General features: G+C 68.6%; 26 protein-coding genes. 12 read left to right on the top strand and 14 right to left on the bottom strand.

The genetic code is table 11. The annotated features are described in order from the left end of the window. The first annotated feature begins 10 nt into the window (after positions 1 to 10). From ABD830_RS30620 to ABD830_RS30610, 3 genes are read left to right on the top strand one after another with little or no spacing between them, the layout of a single operon-like run. Positions 11 to 1363: an extracellular solute-binding protein gene (locus ABD830_RS30620; RefSeq protein WP_344994891.1), complete on the top strand. Its 1353-nt coding sequence runs from the start codon at positions 11 to 13 to the stop codon at positions 1361 to 1363. After that, positions 1360 to 2274, top strand: coding sequence for a carbohydrate ABC transporter permease (locus tag ABD830_RS30615; RefSeq protein WP_344994888.1), 915 nt, complete (start codon positions 1360 to 1362; stop codon positions 2272 to 2274). Before ABD830_RS30620 ends, ABD830_RS30615 begins: the two co-directional genes overlap by 4 nt. Then, on the top strand, positions 2271 to 3092 hold the full coding sequence (locus tag ABD830_RS30610; protein ID WP_344994885.1) for a carbohydrate ABC transporter permease: 822 nt from the start codon (positions 2271 to 2273) through the stop codon (positions 3090 to 3092). The genes ABD830_RS30615 and ABD830_RS30610 overlap by 4 nt, the downstream gene beginning before the upstream one ends. On the opposite strand, the gene ABD830_RS30605 is transcribed toward ABD830_RS30610, so the two are convergent. Then, positions 3089 to 3358 (bottom strand): hypothetical protein, encoded by a 270-nt coding sequence (locus ABD830_RS30605; RefSeq protein WP_344994882.1) that lies wholly within the window; start codon positions 3356 to 3358, stop codon positions 3089 to 3091. The genes ABD830_RS30610 and ABD830_RS30605 overlap by 4 nt on opposite strands. A gap of 127 nt (positions 3359 to 3485) precedes the next feature. Beyond that, a complete protein-coding gene (locus ABD830_RS30600) occupies positions 3486 to 5102 on the bottom strand; it encodes an endo-1,4-beta-xylanase (RefSeq protein WP_344994879.1) in 1617 nt (538 codons plus the stop codon). 286 nt (positions 5103 to 5388) lie between these two features. On the opposite strand from ABD830_RS30600, the gene ABD830_RS30595 reads away from it, so the two are divergent. Together ABD830_RS30595 and ABD830_RS30590 are read left to right on the top strand one after the other, a co-directional pair. Next, positions 5389 to 7050 carry a class I adenylate-forming enzyme family protein gene (locus ABD830_RS30595; protein ID WP_344994876.1) on the top strand — a complete coding sequence of 554 codons (1662 nt, stop codon included), beginning with the start codon at positions 5389 to 5391 and terminating at the stop codon, positions 7048 to 7050. A 153-nt stretch (positions 7051 to 7203) separates the two neighbouring features. After that, the gene (locus tag ABD830_RS30590) at positions 7204 to 7584 is read left to right on the top strand and encodes a hypothetical protein (protein ID WP_344994873.1); all 381 of its coding nucleotides are present in this window, start codon (positions 7204 to 7206) and stop codon (positions 7582 to 7584) included. On the opposite strand, the gene ABD830_RS30585 is transcribed toward ABD830_RS30590, so the two are convergent. After that, entirely contained in the window at positions 7562 to 8164 is a 603-nt protein-coding gene (locus ABD830_RS30585; RefSeq protein WP_344994870.1) for a DUF2306 domain-containing protein, read from the bottom strand. The two genes, ABD830_RS30590 and ABD830_RS30585, sit on opposite strands and share 23 nt — an antisense overlap. Before the next feature lie 264 nt (positions 8165 to 8428). On the opposite strand from ABD830_RS30585, the gene ABD830_RS30580 reads away from it, so the two are divergent. From ABD830_RS30580 to ABD830_RS30570, 3 genes are all read left to right on the top strand, one after another. Next, positions 8429 to 8839, top strand: coding sequence for a hypothetical protein (locus ABD830_RS30580; protein ID WP_344994867.1), 411 nt, complete (start codon positions 8429 to 8431; stop codon positions 8837 to 8839). Positions 8840 to 8883: 44 nt separating this feature from the next. After that, positions 8884 to 9237 carry a nuclear transport factor 2 family protein gene (locus tag ABD830_RS30575; RefSeq protein ID WP_344994864.1) on the top strand — a complete coding sequence of 118 codons (354 nt, stop codon included), beginning with the start codon at positions 8884 to 8886 and terminating at the stop codon, positions 9235 to 9237. A gap of 106 nt (positions 9238 to 9343) precedes the next feature. Beyond that, the gene (locus ABD830_RS30570) at positions 9344 to 10633 is read left to right on the top strand and encodes an MFS transporter (RefSeq protein ID WP_344994860.1); all 1290 of its coding nucleotides are present in this window, start codon (positions 9344 to 9346) and stop codon (positions 10631 to 10633) included. Positions 10634 to 10654: 21 nt separating this feature from the next. Here the strand turns inward: ABD830_RS30570 and ABD830_RS30565 are convergent, their stop codons facing one another. Next, positions 10655 to 11395, bottom strand: coding sequence for a metallophosphoesterase family protein (locus ABD830_RS30565; RefSeq protein WP_344994857.1), 741 nt, complete (start codon positions 11393 to 11395; stop codon positions 10655 to 10657). Between the two features lie 121 nt (positions 11396 to 11516). On the opposite strand from ABD830_RS30565, the gene ABD830_RS30560 reads away from it, so the two are divergent. After that, positions 11517 to 12122, top strand: a complete 606-nt coding sequence (locus ABD830_RS30560) for a Uma2 family endonuclease (RefSeq protein ID WP_344994855.1) — start codon at positions 11517 to 11519, stop codon at positions 12120 to 12122. Between the two features lie 6 nt (positions 12123 to 12128). Here the strand turns inward: ABD830_RS30560 and ABD830_RS30555 are convergent, their stop codons facing one another. Beyond that, positions 12129 to 12362 (bottom strand): hypothetical protein, encoded by a 234-nt coding sequence (locus ABD830_RS30555; protein ID WP_185077081.1) that lies wholly within the window; start codon positions 12360 to 12362, stop codon positions 12129 to 12131. Between the two features lie 78 nt (positions 12363 to 12440). Between ABD830_RS30555 and ABD830_RS30550 the strand changes: the two genes are divergently transcribed. Continuing rightward, positions 12441 to 13055, top strand: a complete 615-nt coding sequence (locus ABD830_RS30550) for a Uma2 family endonuclease (RefSeq protein WP_344994846.1) — start codon at positions 12441 to 12443, stop codon at positions 13053 to 13055. 40 nt (positions 13056 to 13095) lie between these two features. Here the strand turns inward: ABD830_RS30550 and ABD830_RS30545 are convergent, their stop codons facing one another. From ABD830_RS30545 to infC, 7 genes are all read right to left on the bottom strand, one after another. Next, positions 13096 to 15651 (bottom strand): phenylalanine--tRNA ligase subunit beta, encoded by a 2556-nt coding sequence (locus ABD830_RS30545; RefSeq protein ID WP_344994843.1) that lies wholly within the window; start codon positions 15649 to 15651, stop codon positions 13096 to 13098. Then, positions 15651 to 16691: a phenylalanine--tRNA ligase subunit alpha gene (gene pheS / locus ABD830_RS30540; protein WP_344996021.1), complete on the bottom strand. Its 1041-nt coding sequence runs from the start codon at positions 16689 to 16691 to the stop codon at positions 15651 to 15653. Before pheS ends, ABD830_RS30545 begins: the two co-directional genes overlap by 1 nt. A gap of 129 nt (positions 16692 to 16820) precedes the next feature. Then, positions 16821 to 17912: a sensor histidine kinase gene (locus ABD830_RS30535; RefSeq protein WP_344994840.1), complete on the bottom strand. Its 1092-nt coding sequence runs from the start codon at positions 17910 to 17912 to the stop codon at positions 16821 to 16823. 49 nt (positions 17913 to 17961) lie between these two features. Next, the gene (locus ABD830_RS30530) at positions 17962 to 18765 is read right to left on the bottom strand and encodes a TrmH family RNA methyltransferase (RefSeq protein WP_344994837.1); all 804 of its coding nucleotides are present in this window, start codon (positions 18763 to 18765) and stop codon (positions 17962 to 17964) included. A 112-nt stretch (positions 18766 to 18877) separates the two neighbouring features. Continuing rightward, complete coding sequence (rplT, locus tag ABD830_RS30525) at positions 18878 to 19261, bottom strand: 50S ribosomal protein L20 (RefSeq protein ID WP_344994834.1); 384 nt, start codon at positions 19259 to 19261, stop codon at positions 18878 to 18880. A gap of 28 nt (positions 19262 to 19289) precedes the next feature. Beyond that, a complete protein-coding gene (gene rpmI, locus ABD830_RS30520) occupies positions 19290 to 19484 on the bottom strand; it encodes a 50S ribosomal protein L35 (protein WP_043622108.1) in 195 nt (64 codons plus the stop codon). A gap of 126 nt (positions 19485 to 19610) precedes the next feature. Beyond that, positions 19611 to 20288, bottom strand: a complete 678-nt coding sequence (gene infC, locus ABD830_RS30515; protein WP_425567200.1) for a translation initiation factor IF-3 — start codon at positions 20286 to 20288, stop codon at positions 19611 to 19613. A 261-nt stretch (positions 20289 to 20549) separates the two neighbouring features. Here infC and ABD830_RS30510 point away from each other — a divergent pair, with 261 nt between their 5' ends. Together ABD830_RS30510 and ABD830_RS30505 are read left to right on the top strand one after the other, a co-directional pair. Next, the gene (locus ABD830_RS30510; protein WP_344994831.1) at positions 20550 to 20831 is read left to right on the top strand and encodes a type II toxin-antitoxin system Phd/YefM family antitoxin; all 282 of its coding nucleotides are present in this window, start codon (positions 20550 to 20552) and stop codon (positions 20829 to 20831) included. Next, positions 20828 to 21247, top strand: a complete 420-nt coding sequence (locus ABD830_RS30505) for a type II toxin-antitoxin system VapC family toxin (protein ID WP_344994828.1) — start codon at positions 20828 to 20830, stop codon at positions 21245 to 21247. Before ABD830_RS30510 ends, ABD830_RS30505 begins: the two co-directional genes overlap by 4 nt. Here ABD830_RS30505 and ABD830_RS30500 read toward each other — a convergent pair. Both ABD830_RS30500 and mltG read right to left on the bottom strand, forming a co-directional pair. Next, complete coding sequence (locus ABD830_RS30500; protein WP_344994826.1) at positions 21219 to 22076, bottom strand: shikimate dehydrogenase; 858 nt, start codon at positions 22074 to 22076, stop codon at positions 21219 to 21221. The genes ABD830_RS30505 and ABD830_RS30500 overlap by 29 nt on opposite strands. A gap of 87 nt (positions 22077 to 22163) precedes the next feature. Continuing rightward, on the bottom strand, positions 22164 to 23333 hold the full coding sequence (gene mltG, locus ABD830_RS30495) for an endolytic transglycosylase MltG (RefSeq protein WP_344994823.1): 1170 nt from the start codon (positions 23331 to 23333) through the stop codon (positions 22164 to 22166). Positions 23334 to 23411 lie beyond the last annotated feature (78 nt).

The following is a 23411-nucleotide window of genomic DNA, read 5'->3' as shown; positions in this document are numbered from 1 at the left end:
GGAGACCGTGATGAAACGTGCGCTGGCCGGTTCCCTCCTCCTCCTGACCGCCGTCGCCGGGTGCGGGACCGCACAGGAAACGTCCAGTAGCGGCAAGGAACTCGAGGTCCTCTACAAGGTCGAGCCGACGTGGCCGTATCTGGAGAAGATGCTCGGCAACGCGAAGAAGGAGTACGAAGCCGCCCACCCGGGCGTCAAGATCAAGCTCACGCCCGTCCAGGGCAACAACGAGGCGTACTACACGAAGCTCGCACTCCTCAACCGCTCCCCCGACTCGGCGCCCGATCTCTACTACCACGACACGTTCCAGGTCAACGCGGACGTCGCGGCCGGCAAGCTGGCCCCGCTCGACGACTACCTGGCCAAGTGGCCCGACTGGAGCACGCAGTTCCCCGACTCGGTCAAGCAGGCCGCCAAGGGCGGCGACGGCAAGATCTACGGCGTGCCGATCAGCACGGACACGCGCGGCCTCTGGTACCAGAAGGACGTCTTCGCCAAGGCCGGACTCCCGGTCCCGTGGGAGCCGAAGACCTGGAACGACGTCCTGACGGCGGCCCGCACGATCAAGCAGAAGCTCCCCGGCGTCATCCCCTTCAGCATGTACTCCGCCAAGATCCACGGTGAGGCGTCCACCATGCAGGGCTTCGAGATGCTCCTGTACGGCACGCCCGGCGGCACTCTCTACGACGAGACGCAGAAGAAGTGGGTGGCCGGCGGGAAGAACTTCACCGACGCCCTGACCTTCGTCAACACGATCTACCGCGAGGAGCTGGGGCCGAAGCAGGCCGACGCCCACAACGCCAAGCTCGGCGACAAGGTGACCCTCGAGTGGTTCCCCGCCGCCAAGCTCGGCATCTCCCTCGACGGCGCGTGGGCCAGCTCGGCCTGGAAGCCGGCCGGCACCAAACCGTGGGCCGAATGGACGCAGAAGATCGGCTGGACGCCCATGCCGACGCAGAACGGCGAGGCGCCGGGCGCGGTCAGCATGTCGGGCGGCTGGGTCATGGCGATGAGCGCGTACACCAAGCACAAGCAGGAGGCGTTCGACTTCATCACGACGGCCACGAACAAGGAGAACTCGATGGCGTACTCGGTCGGCACAGGTGACCTGGCCGCCCGCAAGGACGTGGCCGCCGACCCGAAGTACAGCGCCGACAACCCGAGCGTCAAGTTCTGGACCGACCTGGCCTCCGTCACCCACTACCGGCCGGCTTTCGAGGCGTACCCGAAGGTGTCCGCGCAGGTTCAGGAGGCCATGGAGGCGGTCATGACGGGCTCCAGGACCCCTGAGGAGGCCACCGCGAGCTACGCCAAGGCGCTGCCCGCGGCGGTCGGCGGTCCCGGCAAGGTCCTGGCCCGATGACGATCGTCACGGCCCCGTCCCCGTCCGTGACGAGCCGCCCGGTACGCGGCTCGTCACGGCGGGGCGTCCTGCGCTGGCTCGTCCCCCTGGGCCCGGCCCTCGTGCTCCTGGCGCTCTTCCTGGCGGGGCCGATCCTCTGGAGCGTCTACATCGCCTTCACCAACGAGACGCTCACGGGGTCGGCCTCGGTTCATTCGCGTTTCGTCGGCGTGGCCAATTTCGTCAAGCTCTTCGGCGACCCGAACTTCCTCAATTCGTTCCTGCTCACGTTCGTGTTCGTGATCGGCTCGGCGGTCATCGGCCAGAACACGCTGGGCCTGATCATCGCGCTGCTCCAGCGCGGCCGCGGCCGCGTGACGCGCAGCGTCGTCAACGGCGTGGTGATAGCCGCCTGGGTGGTGCCGGAGGTCGTGGCCGCGGCGTGCTGGTTCTCCTTCCTGGCCGAGGAGGGCACCTTGAACACGGTGCTCGGCATCTCCCAGGAATGGCTCTACACCGCCCCCATGCTGGCGGTGATCCTGGCGAACATCTGGCGCGGCACGGCCTTCTCGATGCTCGTCTACTCGGCCGCCCTCTCGGAGGTCCCCGCCGACCTGCTGGAATCCGCCGCCGTGGACGGCGCGGGGCCGGGCCGCCGGCTCCTCCACATCACGCTCCCGCTGATCCGCCGTTCCGTCATGGCGAACCTCATGCTGATCACGTTGCAGACCCTGGCCAGCTTCGGCCTCATCTACGCCCTGACGGGCGGCGGCCCCGGCACGGCCAGCCAGACGACGCCGCTGTACATGTACGAGCAGGCGTTCCGCTATTTCGAGATCGGCTACGGCTCGGCGATCGCGCTGGTCATGCTCGTGATCGGCGCGCTGTTCTCGCTGATCTACCTGCGCCTGATCAAGGTGGAGGACGCATGACGCGGCTCGCCGCGCGCGGCGCCGCCTGGCTCGCGCTCGCGCTCATCACGCTGGCCTTCCTGGGCCCGTTCCTCTGGGTGCTGATCGCCTCGCTCGAGCCCGAAGCCACGCTGGCCGCCCAGCCCACGCTCTCCTTCTCGCTGGACAACTTCAAGGCCGTGCTGACCTGGGACACGATCATCCTGCCCCTGATCAACTCGATCGTCATCTCGGGCTCGACGGCGGTGCTGACGGTCCTGGTGGCGGGCCTGGCCGCGTATCCGCTGTCGCGTTACCAGCTCCGCTACCGCCGCCACTTCATGCTGACCCTCCTGTTCACCACGGGCCTGCCGGTGACGGCCATCCTCGTGCCGGTCTACGCGATGTTCTTCCGTTTCAACCTGTACGGCTCGGTGCCGGCGATGGTGCTGTTCCTGACGGCGAGCTCGCTGCCGTTCTCCATCTGGATGATGAAGAACTTCATGGACGGCGTGCCGGTGAATCTGGAGGAGGCGGCCTGGGTGGACGGCGCCGGCTGGGTCCGCTCGCTGACGGCGGTGGTCGGCCCGCTGATGGCCCCCGGGATAGCCGTGGTCGCCATCTTCGTGTTCGTCGGGCAGTGGGGGAACTTCTTCGCCCCGTTCGTGCTGCTGGACACCCCCGAGAAGCAGCCGGCCGCCGTGACCGTCTACACGTTCTTCTCCCAGTACGGGCAGGTGGCCTACGGTCAGCTGGCCGCTTTCTCTATCCTGTACACGGCGCCGGCCGTGGTCCTGTACGTAGCCGTCAACAAGTACCTGGCCAGCTCCTTCAGCTTCGCCGGTTCGGTGAAGGGCTAGGACCCGTCCTCCAGGCCTCCGGGTCCGGCGCCCGGACCGCCGGCCCCTCCGACTTCCCAGGGGGCCGTGTCGTTCTGGCCTCCCGGGCCGCCGTGGCGGGCCCGTTTCTTGGCGTGGCAGGCGGCGGGGTCCTTGGCATGCCTGCACGGTGCCGTGTAGGAGATCGTCTCCGTGGCGCCGGCCGGCCCGGCCGGCGCCGTCACCGGGGCGACGAGGGCCGACGCCGTCATCGCGCAGGCCGCGAGAGCATTGCGGCTCTTCATCATGAGAGATCACCTCTTGCCGGTCGTTGTCACTTTCAAGCTAGGCGCGGGGATGGCCGGCGGAGGCAAAGGTCAGGCCCGGATGAAAGAGATTCCCCTGGACGACGCCAGGGGAATCTCCAAGGGAGCCTCAGGCGCAGGTGTAACCGGAAGGCGTCTGTGTGTTGCCGCTCGGCCGGCTCACCTGGAAGCCGAAGGTGGTGCTGGCGTTCGGGGCCAGGGTGCCGTTGTAGCCGAGGTTCTTGGCGGTGACGGTCTGCCCGCTGACGGTGAGGGTCGCGTTCCACGAGCCGGTCAGCGTGTGGCCGGCGGGCAGGGTGAAGGTGACGGTCCAGCCGCTGATGCTGGAGGTCCCCGTGTTGGTGACGGTCACGGGCTGGACGACGTACCCGGTGCTCCACTGCGTCTGGAGGGTGCCGGTGGCCGTGCAGCCACCGCCGCCACCGGGGCCGGCCGTCGTGGTGAAGGCGCCCAGGGCGGAGTCGGCCGACACGTTCCCGGCTCCGTCACGTGCCCGCACGTACACCTGGTACTGGGTCGAGGGGCTCAGCCCGGTCAGCGCGAGCGAGTTGGTCGTGGACTGGCCGAGCAGCTGATCGGTCGCGCCCTGCTCGCGGTAGACGTCGTACCCGGCGAGCCCGCTGCCGCCGCTGTCGGTGGAGGCGGTCCAGGTGAGCGTGGCCGAGTTCGAGGTCACGTTGGCCGCCGAGGGCGTGCCGGGCGTGGTCGGCGGGGTGGGGTCGGTGGTCGAGCCGCCGGCCAGCGCGTCGTGCACGGCGGTGTACGACGGCTTCTTCTGGTAGTTCTCGTCGTAGATCAGGGCCGCGCCCTGCCCGGAGAACGTGTCAGGCACCCAGGAGTACTTGTCGGTGAAGCCCCAGATCGTCACGCCCGCGCAGGCGGTCACCGCCAGGCAGGCGTTGACGACATTGCGGTAGTAGGTGGCCTGCGTGGCGTCCTTGGTGGCGTCCCTGGGCATCACCATGCGCACGTCCAGCTCGGTGATCCGCACCTGGACGCCGAGGGCGGCGAAGCGCTGGAGGTTCTGCTGGAAGTCGCTGGGGAAGCCGTACTGGATCGCGAGGTGCGACTGGAAGCCCACGCAGTCGACCGGCACGCCCTGCTGGCGCAGCGACGAGACGAGGTTGTAGATCGCCGTGCTCTTGGCGTTGATCCCCTCGGTGTTGTAGTCGTTGATGCACAGCTTCGCGTCGGGGTCGGCGGCGCGGGCGGCGCGGAAGGCGTCGGCGATGTAGCTCTGGCCGAGCGTGTTGTACCAGAACGACGTGCGCAGGTTGCCGCTGTCGTCGAAGACCTCGTTCACCACGTCCCAGGAGACCACGGCCGGGTTGTTCGCGTAATGGCCGACGACCTGGCTGATGTGGTTCTGCATGGCCGCCCGCATGGCGCTGGCGCCGAGGCTCTGGACCCAGCCGGGCGTCTGGTTGTGCCAGACGAGCGTGTGGCCGTGGACCTGCATGTTGTTCTGGGTCGCGAAGGCGACGATGGCGTCGCCGCCGGAGAAGGTGAACTGGCCCTGGCTGGGCTCGGTGGACTCCCACTTCAGCGCGTTCTCGGGCGTGACCTGGCTGAACTCCGTGGCCGCGGTGGTGCGGTACGTGGCCTCGTTGGCGAGCTGGCCGGTGGCGAGCGCCGCCCCGATGAACTTGCCCCGGCCGGCCGCGTGTGTCCGCAGGGGCGCGGAGGCCTCGGCCGAGGTGGTCGGGAGGAGGAAGGCTGCGAGCATCCCCACCAAGGTGAGGACTCTGACGAGTAAGGACGAATGCACGGACATCTACCTCCGGAGGCAGGCACTCGGTTCCGAAAGTTTTCGATCACGTCGGATCGCATTGCAGACGGTATTGACATGCGAGAGAAGGGTCAACACCGGGCACGTACAGCTACTGAAGCAGCAGTTGGACGCCAGAAATTATCGGAGAATAAGTGAAACTTTCACAACTAGCGGGACGTACCTACCGGTCGGTACTGTGATTTATCCAGAATAATCGTCCACCAGCCGGGAGTTCTGCGCCATGTCCCTTTCGCACGCCCAGGTCCAGGCCCAGCTCACCGGACCCGGCCAGCTGTTCGAGATGGAGGAGATCGGCGACACCGGGATACGCACGTGGAAGCACGCGCCGGCGCACTTCCGGGCGCTGCTGGAGATGAGCAGGTTCCACGGCGAGAAGGTCTTCCTCGTGTACGAGGACGAACACATCACGTTCGAGGACCACTTCCGCCGCGCCGCCACCTTGGCGGGCCGCCTCATCGAGGAATACGGCGTGCGCAAGGGCGACCGGGTGGGCGTGGCCATGCGCAACTATCCCGAATGGGTGGTCTCGCTGTCGGCCGCGCTGGCGGCGGGGGCCGTAGCCGTACCGCTCAATGCCTGGTGGACGGAGGCCGAGCTGGCCTATGCCGTGAACGACTCCGGCATCAAGGTGCTGATCGCGGACGGCGAGCGGGCCACCAGGCTGGCCTCGACGGGCGTCCCGCTGATCGTCACCCGCGGCGAGGCGCCGGCGGGCGCGCGCGGGTTCGACGAGGTGATGGGCGAGGTCACCGCCGACGTCCGGCTCCCCGAGGTCGAGCTGGCCCCGGAGGACCCCGCCACGATCTTCTACACCTCCGGCACGACCGGCAACCCCAAGGGCGCGCTGGGCAGCCACCGCAACCTGGGCCAGTCCCCCATGACCGTCGCCTACGGCCTCATGCGGGCGGTGGCGATGGCGGGCAAGGACGTCGCGGCCGCGGCCGGCACCCGCAGGGTGACCCTGCTGACCGTCCCCCTGTTCCACGTCACGGGCTGCTTCTCGGCCCTGACCACCACCATGTTCGGCGGCGGCGGGCTGGTGCTCATGTACAAGTGGGACCCCGAGCAGGCGCTGCGCCTGATCGAGCGCGAACGCGTGACCGCCATGATCGGCGTGCCCACGAACGCCTGGCAGCTCATGTCCCACCCCGACTTCGGCAAGTACGACCTGTCGTCCCTGAGCACCCTCGGCTACGGCGGCGCCCCCGCCCCGCCCAGGCTCCTGGAGCGCATCACCCGGAACCTCCCCGACCGCGCCCCCTCCAACGGCTACGGCATGACCGAGACGACCGCCCTGGCCATCGGCAACGGCGGCGCCGACTACCAGGCCAGGCCCGACAGCGTCGGGCTGCCCTCACCCGTGGTGGACGTGCGCGTGGTGGACCCGGCGGGCGAGGAACTGCCGCCCGGTGAGGTGGGCGAGCTCTGCGTCCGCGGCCCCAACGTCATCATGGGCTACTGGAACAAGCCGGAGGCCACGGCGCAGACCTTCGTGGACGGCTGGCTGCACACCGGCGACCTGGCCAAGATCGACGACGAGGGCTTCGTCTACATCGTCGACCGGGCCAAGGACATGGTGATCAGGGGCGGCGAGAACGTCTACTGCGCGGAGGTGGAGGCGGCCCTGTTCGAGCACCCGGCGGTGGACGACGCGGCGGTGATCGGCGTGCCGCACGAGGAGCTCGGCGAGGAGGTGGGCGCAGTCATCCGGCTGGCGCCGGACGCCTCGGTCACCACGGAGGAGCTCCAGTCGTTCCTCAAGGACCGGATCGCCAAGTTCAAGATCCCCGCCTACTTCTGGTTCCGGGAGGGCGAACTGCCCCGCAACCCCGGCGGCAAGATCCTCAAGACCCACCTGCGCAGGGAAGTGCTGGGCGCGTAGCCCACGAAATAGGCCGCCAGAATTCGGGGGAATTCTGGTGCGACATGCTGTATTCCGGCCACGCCCGTCGATTACCAGGATGGCCTGCTATTGTGGCGCGCGGCGCCAATGGGGTGGCGTTCTCTGCGTGGGAGAACTCGGGGATAGTTGGCAATGCGCTGGCTTATTGGTTTGGTTGCTTGCGCGGTCCTGGCCGACTGGAGGCAGAACAGCTCGGGGCAGCTCGGCCTCGGCGACATCGTCAACCGCACCAGCCCGGCCCAGGTGGGCACCTTCGCCACACGGGTCACCGGCCGGGTCGTCGTCTACGGCCTGGCCGGCGGCGAAGCCGCGATCACCGACTGGAAACTGGTCTACAAGCACCAGATCCACCTCATCGGCCTGAACATCGGCACCCTGGTCCAGGCCGCGCCACAGATCTTCGGCGAGGTCATGGCCCAGTTGTTCGAGCTCCTCGCGGCCGGCCCACCATCTATGAGCTGCCGGTCCCGCTGGGGCCATCAAGTCATCCCTACAGCGATCCACGCCGCCTGATCAGGATCTCCGCCACGACGAGGTTGACGATCCACCCGAGAACCTGCCCGATGGGGATCATGGACTGAGCGTTGGCGCTGATCGAACCCGCGTTCACCGTGTCGCTGAACGGCACCTGAGCCAGCAGCAAGAGCGGCACCAGGACTCGGGAGGTGACAGCGAGGAAGGTGAGCGCGTAATTGCGCATCATCCAGTTCCGATGCCGTAGGAAGTCACGGCGGCGGGCGGCCTGGAAGGCCAGCCAGCCGGTAAGGAGCCACAGGACAGCGGGGATCACCAGGCCGATCTGAGTCATGAGACGGCCCGAGAGCAGCGCGACCGGTATGGCGGTCAACGCGGAGGGCATCACCCCCGCAAGGAGGTAACAACGGCCGATCGTCCGGTGAACCCGTCTGCGCGCCCGAATCGCCGGAACGAACTGGAGAGGGCCGAGAACGAGCGCGACCAGCGCCGTGAAGACGTGCGCGACGAGCAGGTAGTAGTGCGGCCCGCCGCCCCCGTCGAGCCGGCTGTCGCGGACGTCGAACCCGAGATAAGGGCCGACGAGCACGGCGCCGAACACAGCCGCGACGACCAGCATCAGCCAGATTCGGCGAGCTGTCGCTGGAGCAGTGCCGGCCGGCCCGCTTCGGTTATGGATCATGGCTTGCTCCCGTTGGCGATCCGACAGCGCCTCATCATGCGCCGGCGGCCGACCGGCCCACATCCGCCCTGGGGCGGCGTCCCCGCTACCCCCATGGGCGTACGCAGGCGCCCTCCATTACGTCACGGGTAATCGCGCTCCCTACGTCCCGGCTGGCATCGTTCAGGTGTCGCAAGAAACCGCCACAAAGGGGAGCCCGACATGACCACCGCCCTGACCGTCACCGCCGATCGGACGAAGTTCCTGCGCCTCGCGCTGGCCGCCGACGCCGTCGTCACCGGCGTCAACGGGCTGGTCTACCTCGCCTTCGCGGCCCCGGTGAGCGATCTGCTCGGCCCCGGCGCGGGCCTCCTGCGCGAGATCGGCACCTTCCTCCTCGTGTACGGCGTCGCGGTCGGCCTGCTGGCCACCCGCCGCGCGATCAGCCCGGCCGCCACCAAAGCGGTCATCGCGCTGAACATCATCTGGACCCTGGGCAGCGTCGCCGCCGTCGTCACCGGCGTCGCCGGCCTCACCACGGTCGGCGCGATCTGGACCATCGCCCAGGCCCTGGTGGTCGGAGTGTTCGCCGAACTCCAGATCACCGGCCTCCGCAAGACCCGCAGCAACTGATGACCCGTAATCGCTAAGAACCGATTGAAGCAGAGGAAATGACCATGAGCCTCATCGACCGCTACATCGCCGCCTGGAACGAGACCGACGCCGAGGCCCGCGCCAAGGCCGTGGCCGAGCTGTGGACCGAGGACGCCACCTACACCGACCCGCTGGCCGACGTGAGCGGCCACGCCGGAATCGCCGCGGTGATCGAGGGTGCCCAGGGCATGTTCCCCGGCCTGGTGTTCAGCCCGGGCGAGGTGTACGACGCCCACCACCACATCGCCCGCTTCACCTGGCACCTCGGCCCTGAGGGCGGGGAGCCGGTCGCGGTCGGGTTCGACGTGGTGGAGCTGGCCGAGGACGGCCGGATCCGCTCGGTCCTCGGCTTCCTGGACAAGGTCCCGGCCGCCTGACCCCGAACAGCCCACTCTCGAGGCCCCCGCTCCCCGCGGGGGCCTTCGGCTTTCCGGCTGAAAACGATTTGCCCAGATCATCTGCCCCATCGGACAATTGACCCTCGTGCCCGATGGACTGAAGCGCCTGCTGCGCAACCTCTCCATAGACCTGAGTCCCCTCCGCGACTCCCGCGACTACCGCCTGCTGTTCAGCTCAGGCGTGGTCACGATGTTCGGCACGATGATCACCATGGTCGCGGTGCCGTACCAGATGAAGGAGCTCACGGACTCCTACCTCGCGGTCGGGCTGGTGAGCCTCGCGGAGTTCGTCCCGATGGTGGTGTGCGGCCTGTGGGGCGGGGCGATCGCCGACGCGCTCGACCGCCGCAGGATCATCGTCCTGAGCGAGCTGGGTCTGCTCGTCACCACCGCCGCCCTCATGGTCAACGCGCTGCTCCCGAACCCCCAGGTCTGGGTCCTGTACGTGATAGGCGGCATCTCCACGGGCATTTCCTGCCTGCAGCGGCCGAGCCTGGAGGCCGTCTTCCAGCAGGTGGTCAAGCACGAGCAGCAGGGCGCGGCGGCGGTGCTGTCGAGCATGCGCTGGAACTTCGGCGCCATCGTGGCCCCGGCCCTGGGCGGCCTGCTGGTGACGGCGTACGGCCCGGCGGCGGCGTACGGCATCGACACGCTGAGCTTCGTGCTGTCGCTGGTCCTGCTCTGGCGGATCAGGTCACTGCCACCCGCCGAGGACGCCGCCCCGGCGTCGCTGAAGTCGCTGGTCGAGGGTGTGCGGTACGCGATGGGCCGCAGCGACCTGATGGGGACGTACCTGGTGGACATCGCGGCCATGGTGTTCGCGATGGCGACGTCCCTGTTCCCGTTCCTGGCCGACGAGCTGCGCGCCCCGCAGGCGCTGGGGCTGCTGTACTCGGCGTCGGCGGTGGGCGCGCTGATCGCCTCGCTCACCGGCGCCTGGACGGCCCGCGTCAAGCGCCAGGGCCTCGGCGTGATCGTGGCGGCGACCCTGTGGGGCGCGGGGGTGGCCCTGTGCGCGCTGACCCCTAACGTCTGGGTCCTGGTCGTCTGCATCGCGTTCGCGGGCGCCGCCGACATGGTCAGCGGCATCTTCCGCACGACCATGTGGAACCAGACCATCCCGCAGGAGCTGCGCGGCCGCCTGGCCGGGATCGAGCTGCTGTCGTACGCCTCCGGCCCGATGCTGGGCAACGCCCGGGCCAGCCTGATGGCCAATATCGGCGGCACCCGCTTCTCCCTGGGATCGGGCGGCCTGCTCTGCGTGGCCGCCGTCCTCGGCCTGGCCGCCGCGCTGCCGAAGTTCCGCAGGTACGACGCCCGAACGGACGAGCACGCCCTGGCGGAGAAGGCCCGCAGGGACGCGGCCGTCGCCTAGCTCACCAGCCGGCCGCCTGGCTCACCGGTTTTCCGACTCGGCGAACGCCCGCAGCGCCTCGGCATCGGAGTAGACGCTGGTCACGTAAGCCGCCACCCACTCCTCGATCCCGCCGAACCCGCTCTCCCTGACCAGCCGCTCCCCCACCCGGGCCGCGTCGAGAGGGGTCCGGCGCAGGGTCACGGCCCCGGTCCCGCCGTCGAGCAGCGCCCAGTGCGCCCCGTCCTTGCCGTACGGCATGCCGACTGACCCGGGGTTGACGACCAGCACCCGGTCGGCCAGCCGTACGAACGGCATGTGCGTGTTCCCCACCACCACGGTGTCGGCGCCCTCCCCCGCCAGCACCTCGCCCCACCGCTCCAGCGAACTGTCCACGAGGATCATCTCGTCATCCCTGCGCGGCGTCGCGTGCACGAACAGCGTGCTCCCCAGCCGCCCCAGCTCGACCACCTGCCGATCGGGCAGCCCGGCCAGCAACTCGACCTGATCGTCCCGAAGCTGCTCGGCCGCCCACTGCGACACGGGATACGGGCACTCCTTCCCCCGGACCGCCTCCACCAGCTCCCTGTCGGCGTTCCCGTTGACCCACAACGCCCGCTCGCCCAGCGAGACGAGCACGTCGAGCGTCTCGACAGGCATCGGCCCCGCGGCCATGTCCCCGGTCAACGCGATCAGATCGGCCGCGGCCACCTCGGGCTCGGCCAGCACGGCCTCGAGCGCGGGCAGGACCCCATGAATGTCCGACAACACAGCGATACGCATGCCGCCACTCTCCACTGCCCCACCGCGTCACGGATAGCCCGTTCGCGACCGACGAACGATCATGCTAAATGTATGTACGCATTCACAGGGCGTGAGCACATTAGATTGGTAGCGTTGGAGCATGACGGCCGAAGCGGTGATCGAAGAGATGACGCATCCCTCGCTGCCCGACTGGGTGTTTCCTCCGCCAGGAGGGTTCGTCGCGGAAGACCTCGATCACATTCCGGATTTGCCTGCGCACACAGAGTTGATTGATGGAAGCTTGGTGTTCGTGAGCCCGCAAGCCTCCTTCCATGCGCTGATCGTCGACCTCCTCGTCGTCGCCCTGCGCCAAGCCGCCCCGAAGGACTTCCGGGTGCGACGCGAGATGAGCGTCATTCTGGGCCCAAGCCAGCGCCCAGAGCCTGACCTCATGGTGATCAAGGCCGAAGCCGTACGCGACGACGACGAGACCTTCTACGAGGCGCGAGATGTGGTCCTCGCCATAGAGGTCGTCTCTCCTGAGTCCAAGGACCGCGACCGTCACCGCAAACCGCAGCTCTACGCTGAAGCCGCGATTCAACACTTCTGGCGGATCGAGAAGATCGCGGGCAAGCCCGTAGTCTATGTTTACGAGTTGGACCCCGCATCCAACGCATACGTCATTACTGGCATTCACCACGACTTCCTGAAGGTATCCGTACCCTTCGAGCTTGCCATCGACTTGGCCGAGGTCGACCAGCTCTGAGCGGGCTCAACCCGCCTCGCGCCACCCTTCGTACCGCTCCACCAGCTCATCCACCTTGGCCAGCGCACCCTCGTCCAGCCCTTCGACGACGACCAGCCACTGCGCGTCCTCGGCGTCGTCCTCCCCGGCCAGCGTCTCCCGCACCACCCGTGGCACCCCGAGCGCCGGGAACCACTCGCCGAGTGTCTCCGCGACCTCCTCGGCGTCGTCCCGCTCGGCGAACACCAGCAACTGCCTCATCTTCCTCCCATCCTCATCTTCGTTAGCGTATGCAGTCGTTTACGTGGCGTGAGCCCCATACATTGGTAGCGTTGAACCATGACGGCCGAAGCGGTGATCGCAAGGATGACGCCTCCCTCGCTACCCGACTGGGTCTTCCCGCCGCCAGAGGGCTTCGTAGCAGAAGATCTCGATCACATTCCGGATTTGCCTGCGCACACAGAGTTGATTGATGGAAGCTTGGTGTTCGTGAGCCCGCAGCGATACTTCCACCAATCGGTCATCCGCCGACTGTGCAACGCCTTGGAAGATTTCCTGCCACCAGGCCACGAAGTGGTCGATAACATGAGCGTCAAGCTGGCTCGACAGCAGCGCCCGGAGCCGGACCTGATGGTCGTGGACCCCCACGCGAACTTCGACCTCGACGTCACCTGTTTTCAGGCCGGCGACGTCATCCTCGCCGTGGAAGTGGTCTCACCCGACTCCGAGCTACGCGACAGAGAGCGCAAGCCCGTCCTCTACGCAGAGGCGGGGATTCCCCACTTCTGGCGTATCGAGGAAGTCGGTGGCAAACCGGCTGTCTTCGTCTTCGAGCGCGACCCTGGCACGAAGACCTACGCGCTCGCCGGCGTCCATCATGACAGGCTCAAGCTCACCGTTCCCTTCGACATCGACATCGACCTCACCAAGCTGTGCAAGCGCAGAACGCGATAAGGGCCGGCACGGCAGCCGCCGTACCAGCCCCTCACCCGTATCAGGCGCTACGCAGCTGAGCCCCTACGCGGTCGGCCGCCATGGCCACCGCCGCGTCGCGCGCCGCCGTCGTCTCCTCGACCGTCAACGTCCGGTCCGCGGCCCGGAAGCGCATCGTGTACGCGAGCGACTTGTTGCCCGCGCCCACCTGCTCCCCCACGTACACGTCGAACAGCCGGATCGACTCCAGCAGCTCGCCCGCCCCGTCGCGCAGGGCGGCCTCCACGTCGGCGACAGGCGTGAAGTCGGGGACGATCAGCGCGACGTCCTGCGTGGCCACCGGGTAGGCCGACACCGCGGGCGTCTGGACCGGCCCGGGCATGGCGGCCTCCAGGCGGGAGATCTCCAGCTCCATGGCCACGGTCCGCTTGGGCAGCCCGTACGCCTCGATGACGCGCGGGTGCAGCTCGCCCGCGTGTCCCACCAGCGTGTCGCCCACGTAGAGGGCGGCGCAGCGGCCGGGGTGCCAGGGCTCGTGCTGGTCGGCGCTGATCGACAGCTCCAGCCGGGCCTCGCCCGCGACCGTCCGGGCGGCCTGCACCGCGTCGGCCCAGGAAGCCTCGCGCCCGCCGCCCCACCAGCCGGACCGCTCGAACTCCCCGGCCAGCACCACCGCGACCCGCAGCGGCTGGTCGGGCAGGGCCGCCTCGATCGAGGCCAGCTCCTCGGCGGTCGGGCGGCGCTCGACCCCGAGCACCGGCGCCACCTCGGGAGCTCCCTCGCGTGGCCGGTAGACCGGCCCCGTCTCGAACAGCGCCACGTCCGAGAAGCCGCGGCCGACGTTGCGCACCAGGGTCTTGAGCAGCCCCGGCAGCAGCGTCGTGCGCATCAGCGGCTCGTCCTCCGACAGCGGGTTGGCCAGCCGCATGGCGTGGCGGCGCGCGTCGTCGGCGGGCAGCAGCAGCCGGTCGAAGTCGTCGGGGCTGATGAACGGGTAGTTGAGCACCTCGACGTAGCCGCCCTCGGCCAGCGCCCGGCCGATCCGCCTGCGCAGCCGCTGCCCCTCGGTGAGGCCCGCGCCGGCAGGGGCGGACGGCAGCACCGACGGCAGGCTCTCGTAACCCTCCAGCCGGATGACCTCTTCGGCCAGGTCGTTGGGGTCGGTGAGGTCGGGACGCCACGACGGCGGCGTCACTGTGATCATGTCGTCGCCGGTGACGGCCAGCTTGGCCGCCAGCGCGCCGCCGGTGACGACGCCGGTCGGGTCGACGCCGCCCTTGCGCACGGCCGGGTCGCTGCCGGGCGTCACGACACAGCCGACCTGCTCCAGCCGGGCGATCACGGTGTCCCGGGAGTAGTCGACGCCCGCGACGGTGCCGGGGTAGCCGGACGGGATCGCGATGCGCGGCGGCGACACCTCGACCTCGGCGTGCGTGACCCCGGGCTGGATGGTGGCGCCGCCCAGCTCGGCCAGCAGCTGCACGGCCCGCCACGAGGCGACGAGCGGCAGCTCCCGGTCGACGCCGCGCTCGAACCGCTTGGACGCCTCCGACACCAGCCCGTGCCGACGCGACTCGCGCGAGATGCCGGTCGCGGAGAAGTGCGCGGCCTCGATGACGATGTCGGTCGAACCGTCGGAGATCTCGGTCTCCAGCCCGCCCATCGTGCCGGCCATCGAGATCGGCCCCGACTGGTCGGTGATGAGGATGTCGTCGGGGTCGAGTTCGCGTACGACGTGGTCGAGCGTCTCGAGGCGCTCGCCCGCCGCGGCCCGGCGCACGACGATCTCGCCGGTCAGCTTGTCGCGGTCGAACGTGTGCAGCGGCTGGCCGAGCTCCAGCATCAGGTAGTTGGCGATGTCGACGGCCAGCGACACGGGCCGCATGCCGGCGCGCGTGAGGCGTACCCGCATCCAGAGCGGGCTCTGGGCGGCCGGGTCGAAGCCGCGGACCTCGCGCAGCACGAACCTGTCGCAGGCGGTCGGGTCGGCGATCGAGGCCGGCCACGACGGGCCGGTCTCGGCGGGCGGCTCGACGCCGGCGGGGTCGCGGAACTCCACCCCGAACGCGGTCGCCACCTCGCGCGCGACGCCCCTGATCGACAGCGCGTAGCCGATGTCGGGCGTGATCTCCAGCTCGATGACCTCGTCACGCAGGCCGAGCAGCTCGACCACGTCCGCGCCGATCGGGGTGCCGGGCGGCAGCACCATGATGCCGCCGTGATCGTCACCGAGCCCGAGCTCACGCTCGGAGCAGATCATGCCCTCCGACATGCGCCCGTACGTCTTGCGCGCCCCGACCTCGAACCCGCCGGGCAGCACGCCACCGGGCAGCACGACGGGCACGCGGTCGCCGGCGACGAAGTTGGTGGCGCCACAGACGATCTCGCGTGGCGTCGCCTCGCCCGTCTCGACCTTGCAGTGCCTGATCGGCTTCTTGAAGCCGGTCAGCTCCTCGATCTCGAGGACCTCGCCGACGACGACGTTCTTGACGTCGTGGCCGTGCGAGGAGATGGACTCCAGTTTGAGCCCGGCGGCGGTGAGCTTGTCGGCCACCTCGTGGGCGGTGGCCGCCGGGAGATCGACATACTCCCGCAGCCAGGAAAGCGGGACCTTCATCAGATCTCCATTCCGAACGGGAGGGTGAAGCGCACGTCCCCCTCGACCATGTCACGCATGTCCTCGGCGTTGTGGCGGAACATCAGCGTACGCTCGATGCCCATGCCGAACGCGAACCCCGAATACCGCGACGGATCGACCCCGCAGGCGACCAGCACGCGCGGGTTGACCATGCCGCAGCCGCCCCACTCGATCCAGCCCTCCGACTTGCAGGTGCGGCAGGGCGGGTTGCCGGGGACGGCCGAGGCGCCGCGGCAGACGAAGCACTTGAGGTCCATCTCGGCGGACGGCTCGGTGAACGGGAAGTAGTTGGGCCGGAACCGGGTCGTGATGCCCTTGCCGAACATCACCTCGGCGAAGCGGTCGAGCGTCCCCTTCAAGTGGGCCATGGTCAGGCCCTCGTCCACGGCCAGCCCCTCGGTCTGGTGGAAGACCGGCGTGTGGGTGGCGTCGAGCTCGTCGGTGCGGAACGTCTTGCCCGGCGAGATCACGTAGACCGGCAGCTCGCGCTGGAGCAGCGCGCGGATCTGCACCGGCGAGGTCTGCGTGCGCAGCACCATGCCGGAGTCGGTCGACCCCACGAAGAACGTGTCGTGGTCGGAACGGGCCGGATGGTCCTTCGCGATGTTGAGAGCGTCGAAGTTGAACCATTCGCCTTCGAGGTCGGGGCCCTCGGCCACCTCGTATCCCATGGCGACGAACGCGTCGGCGATGCGCTCCTGCAGCGTGGTCAGCGGGTGGCGGGCGCCGCGCGGCCGCCGGTCCCACGGCAGGGTGACGTCGACGCTCTCCTCGACGAGCACCCGCGCGTCACGCTCGGCCTCCAGCTCGGCCTGGCGGCCGGCGAGCGCCTCGTTGATCGCCTTGCGGGCGGTGCCGACGCGCTTGCCGGCCTCGGCACGGGCGGCCGGCGGCAGGGCGCCGATCTCGCGGTTGGCCAGGGCGATGGGCGAGCGGTCGCCGGCATGCGCCAACCTGGCCTGCTTGAGTGCGTCGAGGCTGTCGGCCGCCTTGATCGCCGCGATGGCGTCGGCCTCCATGCGCGACACCTCGTCGGCATGCAACGGTGTCACCTCGACGGGGTCGTAGTCAGACAAGAGTGAGCTCCGTATCCAGGGCTTGAGCGGAAAAGAGTCTAGTGGGCCCGCCCACCGGGGCCGACTCGATCGCTACGGGGTGGCGAAGTCGGGCGTGCCGGTGGGCACGGTAAATCGAAACTCCGCCCCGCCCTCGGGCGCGCGCTGCACGATGATCGTGCCGCCGTGCGCCTCGACCAGGCCCTTGACGATGAAGAGGCCGAGCCCGGTGCCGCCACGCCTGCGGCTGTTGCCGCCGCGCCAGAACTGCCTGAAGACGCGCGGGGCCAGCTCGGGCTCGATGCCCTCGCCCTCATCGCGCACCGACACGGCAACTCCCCATCCGACGGACTCGATCTCTATTGTCACAGTGCCACGCCCGTGACGCAGCGCGTTCTCCACCAGATTACCCAGGATCTGGTCGATCTTGTCCTGGTCGAGCCACATTTCCGGCAGGTCATCGCCGACCACCAGGCGAAAACGGTCCTCGGCCTCCCCCGCCGCCACACGCCCGGCGACGAGCCGGCGCGCCCTGGCGGGGACGTCGACGACCTGGCGGCGCACCTCCAGACGGCCCGACTCGATGCGTGAGACGTCGAGCAGCTCGGTGATGAGCCGGGTGACGCGGTCGGCGTCGTTGTTGACGGTCTCGAGCATGACCCGCTTCTGCTCGTCGGTGAAGCGGGACCACTTGGCCAGCATGGTCGCGGTGAACCCCTTGACGCTGGTCAGCGGCGAGCGCAGCTCGTGGGCCACGGTGGAGACCAGATCGGCCCGGCTGCGCTCCAGCCGGGCGCGGGCGCCTCCGTCGCGCAGGGTGATCGTGACGCGCTCGACCTCGCCGCAGCGCTCGGGCTCGCGTACGAGCCTGGCCGCGACGTAGAGCTCCTGGCCGCCGGGCAGGTGCAGCGGACGCTCCGGCACCCTGCTCCTGATGGGCAGCCCGCCCTCCGGGTCGAGCGCCTTCCACCAGTCGCGCCCGTCGTGATCACGGAAGGGGAACACGTCGTTCATGTGCCTGCCGACGGCGCGCTCCACGGCCACCCCGGTGAGCCTGGCGGCGGCCCGGTTGACGGCCAGCACACAGCCATATCGGTCAGTCACGATGAGGCCGTCGGGAAGGTCGTCGATGGCTATCGTGCACGCGGCGGCCACTACTCGCCCGTCGGTGTCTGCGCCGTGCACGACCTGCCTCCTCCGCCTACAACGCCGACAATAGCGGGTTTCCCGCCGCCTAGGGCACTCGCTGCGCCCTAGCAGAGGAGTAAAGGCATACCGCCGCGGCGGCGGCCAGGTTCAGGCTTTCAGCCTGTCCGTAGATGGGCACTCTGACCACATCGTCCGCCTCGGACAGTATTTCCTCCGGCAGCCCCCAAGCCTCGTTGCCGAAGATCCACGCGGTGGGTCCCGTGAGATCGACATCGTCGAGCGTGTGCTTGCCCGCGCCGTCAGCCGCCAGCACGCGCAGGCCCCGCTCCTTCAGTTGACGCACGGCGGCGCTCACCGGTGCACCGATGACGACGGGCAAGTGGAACAGGCTGCCGGCGCTGGCGCGCACACATTTCCCGTTGTACGGGTCGACGGAGGCGTCGGTGAAGATCACGGCGTCGGCGCCGGCCGCGTCGGCGGCCCGCATGACGGTGCCGGCGTTGCCCGGGTCGCGCACGTGGGCGAGCACGGCGACCAGGCGGGGCGTGCCTTGCAGGGCTTCGTCCAGGGGCACGTGCACAAGCTTGCAGACGGCCACCAGCCCCTGCGGGGTCACGGTCTGGGACAGCTCCGCCATGACCTCGCCGCTGGCCCGGTGCACGGGCACACCCTTGAGCGTGGCCTCGGTGATCAGCTCGGGGTGGCGCAGCTCGGCGTCGGCCGTGCTGAACAGCTCCAGCGGCACGCCCTCGAGCTTGAGCGCCTCGCGCACCGCCTGCGGCCCCTCGGCCAGGAACCTGCGGTCCTGATCTCTGAAGGCCCGCTTGGTGAGCCGCCTGGCCGCTTTCACCCGCGGCGACTTCACGTTGGTCAGCTCGGACCCGGCCATGGTCTCCCCCGTCGCATACAGCAGTCGCGTACAGCACTTTCGCATACAGCAAAGGGCCCACCGTCATCGGTGGGCCCCTCTGGTTAAAGCAATTGCCTCAGCTCGCGGCTTGTCAGCTCGCGGCCGGAGCGTTCACGTTCGCCGGCAGCGCCTTCTTGGCGGCCTCGACGAGCGTGGCAAACGTCTGGGCGTCGTTGACCGCGAGATCGGCGAGGATCTTGCGGTCGACCTCGACGCCGGCCAGGCGCAGACCCTGGATCAGGCGGTTGTAGGTCATGCCGTTCTGGCGGGCAGCGGCGTTGATCCGCTGGATCCACAGACGGCGGAACGCACCCTTACGGTCCTTGCGGTCCCGGTAGGCGTACGTCATCGAGTGGAGCATCTGCTCCTTGGCCTTGCGGTAAAGACGTGACCGCTGGCCACGGTAACCGCTCGCCCTCTCGAGGACGACCCTGCGCTTCTTCTTGGCGTTGAGCGCCCGCTTCACGCGTGCCATGTTTCTTCTCCCCGGGGAATCGCGCTACTTACTTGGCGAGCAGCTTCTTGATCTTCTTGGAATCGGCGTCGGAAAGGACGACCTCGTTCTTGAGACGGCGCGTCAGCGTGGACGACTTCCACTCGTTGTAGTGCGCGCGGTTGGCACGGCGGCGCTTGATCTTGCCGGTGCCGGTGAGCCGGAACCGCTTCTTCGCACCGCTGTGCGTCTTCATCTTCGGCATGTCGCCGTCTCTCCTCGTTTCGGTCGTGCCTGGGGCCGGGCCGGTGCTGGGCCGACCCGGTCGCGGCGTCTTTCGGCTGCTGGTGGCTGAATCGGGGTGCTCTGTAAGGCTAACCCCAACCGCGGGTCATGCTTCCTGTGGGGAAGAGTCCTCTAGGGAAGTGTCCTCGCTGCCACGCTGGGCCTTGGCGGCGGCCTTTTCGGCCTTCGCCTCGGCCTTCTTCTTGTGCGGACCGATCACCATGATCATGTTACGGCCGTCCTGCTTGGCGTGGGACTCCACGAACCCCAGCTCCTGGACGTCGTCCGCCAGCCGCTGCAGCAGCCGGAAGCCGAGCTCCGGCCTGGACTGCTCGCGACCACGGAACATGATCGTGACTTTGACCTTGTCCCCCGCCTTGAGGAACCGCACCACGTGACCCTTCTTGGTCTCGTAGTCGTGCGGGTCGATCTTCGGCCGGAGCTTGATCTCCTTGATGATCGTGTGCGCCTGATTCTTGCGCGCCTCGCGCGCCTTCATCGCGGACTCGTACTTGAACTTGCCGTAGTCCATGAGCTTGCACACGGGCGGTCGAGCCGTGGCCGCGACCTCGACGAGGTCAAGGTCGGCCTCCTGGGCGAGCTTGAGGGCGTCGTGAATCGAGACGATGCCTACCTGCTCGCCGTTCGGGCCCACGAGGCGAACCTCGGGAACTCGGATACGCTCGTTGATGCGGGGCTCAGTGCTGATGGGGCCTCCTAGGTTTGCGATCCCTACGTGCTCGTCGTGACCGGGACTCCTCGCTGAACGCGAAAAGCCCCGCACGTCGCGCATGCGGGGCCACTGAGCTCTTTGGCTTCGTGGCCTTTGAGCTCCCCGGAGTAGTCCGGCGTGATCCTGGACCCGGACGCCTTTTCGGCGACTCAGGTGGGAGGGAGACCTCCGCTTGCGCGTCCAGCAAGGCATGCCGGACCGATCAGAGAGCTACATTACCACAACCACGAGACTTCCCCGAATCATCCCTCCCAGCCAAAGTCCTCCACTAGACTCTTTATCTGTCCAGAAAACTAGTCAGAAAGAGGGCGTATGACCGTAGAGCAGCTCGAATCGACCAAATGGCAGCTACAGGAGGCCAAACAGCGCTTCAGCGAGGTCGTCCGCAGGGCTCACGACGAGGGACCGCAGATCGTCACCCGACACGGACAGGATGTGGCGGTGATCCTTGACATGGAGGAATATCGCCAGCTCAAGGGCAAGCAGCCGGATTTCAAGGAGTTCTTGCTCTCGGGTCCGGACCTGGGGGCGCTCGACCTCGCCAGAGACAAGAGCACCGAGATGCGCGACCTCGAGCTCGGAGGCGACGAGTGAGCTACATCCTCGACATCAACGTCGTGTCGGAGATGACCAAGCGCACCAGAGACGGCAGCGTGCAGGCGTGGCTCGACACCATCACCGGCCCCAGCCTTTACCTGAGCGTCATGGTGTTCGGAGAGATCCGCAAGGGCGTCGAACTCCTGCGCCGCCGCGACCCCGTGCAAGCGAACGGCTACGAGTCCTGGCTCGGCCGTCTTCAGCACGAGTTCAGGACAAGGGTGCTGCCTGTCACCGCCGTTGTCGCCGAGGAATGGGGGCGAATCCAGGCCATGCGCCCGCTCCCGATCGTCGACGGCATACTTGCCGCCACCGCACGCGCCCACGACTGCACCCTCGTGACCCGCAATGTGAAGGACTTCGCGGGGCTTGACGTGAAAGTGCTCAATCCGTTCGACTGGCCGACCGCCTAGCGAGCTCCGCCTCACCGGCCGCGCGCATGATCTCCACCGGCACGTCCGTACGGCCCGTCATCAGCTCCACCTGCCGCACCGCCTGGTGGAGCAGCATCGAGAACCCCCCGACCACGGTGCCACCCGCGGCCTGGACCGCCGCCGCCGCACTGGTCGGCCAGGGCGAGTAGACCACGTCGAAGAGCGCGGGCACCCGCGCCAGCCGGTCGGCGAACGCGTCAGCCGCCCCGCCGGGCAGCGTCGACACCACCAGGTCCACCCGGGTCAGGGCGTCGAGCTTGTCGAACGTCTCCACCGCCAGCGCCACGCCCAGCCGCTCCGCCACCTCCACCGTCTCACCCGCCCGCGCGGGGTCGCGCACCAGCAGCGTCGCGGAGAACAGCCCGAGGTTGCGCAGCGCCGCCAGCGCCGAGGCCGCCGTGGCCCCTCCGCCCAGCACGGTCGCCGAACGCGGCGCGGGCACCCCGGCCTCGGCCAGCGCCTGCTCGATGCCGTGGACGTCGGTGTTGTGGCCGTGCCGCAGCCCGTCGCGGAACACCACGGTGTTGGCGCCGCCGACCTCCAGCGCGAGCTCGGACACGGTGTCGAGCAAGGGCAGCACGGCCCGCTTGAGCGGCATGGTCAGCGACAGCCCCGCCCAGGCGTCCGCGTCGTCCGGTCCCTGACCGCGCACGGGCACCAGCTCACCCAGCAGCCCGGGCAGCCGCGCCTCATCGCACTCGAACGCCTCGTAGCTCCACCCGTCGAGCCCCATCGCCTGGTAGGCGGCCCGGTGCAGGTAGGGCGAGAGCGAATGACCGATGGGCGAGCCCATCACCGCAGCCCGCATCCCTACTCCTTTCGACCAGGAAGACCTTATCGCCATCCGTCCAGAGCGCTGCGCACCTGGACGGACGGCGCTTCCCGGCCGTGACGGTCAGCCGCCGCCGCACCCGCCGTTCTTGACGCACTTGGCCACCAGCGCCTGACGCTCGGCATCGGTGGTGGCGAACTCCGTGACGCCGCCGCCATTGGGGTCAGTGGCCACGAAGAACAGCCAGGGACCCTTCGCCGGGTTGAGCGCGGCCTCGATGGCGTGGTCGCCGGGGTTGGCGATCGGGCCGGGCGGCAGCCCCGCGTACTTGTAGGTGTTGTAGCGGGACGGGGTCTGCAGTTCGGCGTGGGTGGCGTAGGTGCGGTACTTGCCGAGCGCGTACATGACCGTGCTGTCCATCTTCAGGTTCATCGGCGGCTTGAGCTCGAGCCGGTTGTAAATCACGCGCGCGATCTTCGGCATGTCCTCGGGCCGGCCGGCCTCGGCCTGCACGATGCTCGCGATGGTCATGATTTCCTGCGGCGTGTAGCCGAGCGCCTTGGCGCTGCCCGGGAGGTCCATGGTCTCGGCGGTCTGGTTGAACCGCTTGACCATGGCCGCCAGCATCTGCTTGGGCGTGGTCTTGGGCTGGAACTCGTACGTGGCCGGGAAGGCGTACCCCTCGAGCTTGTTCTTGGCGTACGGCGGCAGGTCGAGCTCGCCGACGTCCTTGGCCGCGGCGGTGAACTCCTTGACGGGCTTGCCGGTCGCCTTGGCGAGCGTGTTCAGGGTGTCGGAAAGGCGCAGGCCCTCCTTGATCGTCACCCTGGCCAGCAGCCGGTTCTCCGGGCCGAGCATCGACACGGCCTGCGCGGCCGACATCTGCTTGCGCAGCTTGTACGAGCCGGGCTGCAGCGAGCCGCTCTTGTTGGCGTTGCCGATCGCGTTGGTGAACGCCCTGGCGCTGGCCACGACCCCCAACTTCTCCAGCTCCACCGCCACGTCCGAGGCGCTCTGGCCGTCCTTGATCTCCACGACGACCTCGCCGCTGCCCTGACCGGTGTAGTCGTCGGGCACGAGCGCGTCACTGAGCCACAGGTAGCCGTAGTATCCGCCGCCGCCGATGATGCCCGCCAGCACGACGAAGGCGAGCAGCGGCGCTATGAAGCCGCCCCGGTTGCGGCGCCTGCGCCGCCGGCGCCCGCCGCGCTTGCCGGAACCGCGAGGACGGCGCCGGGCACGACCCTCGTCGTCCTCGGCGCCGAGCAGAGTGTTCAGATCGAGATCGTTCATAGGTGCGCTGGCCAATCTCCCGGTACGGCCAGCCAGGCGTCAAGCGAAACTGCTGAACCGGCTGGTTTCGTCACCGAG

Origin of the sequence: Nonomuraea helvata (genome assembly GCF_039535785.1) — a bacterium.
Taxonomy (GTDB): Bacteria; Actinomycetota; Actinomycetes; order Streptosporangiales; family Streptosporangiaceae; genus Nonomuraea; species Nonomuraea helvata.
This window is presented reverse-complemented; position numbering and strand designations above follow the sequence as displayed.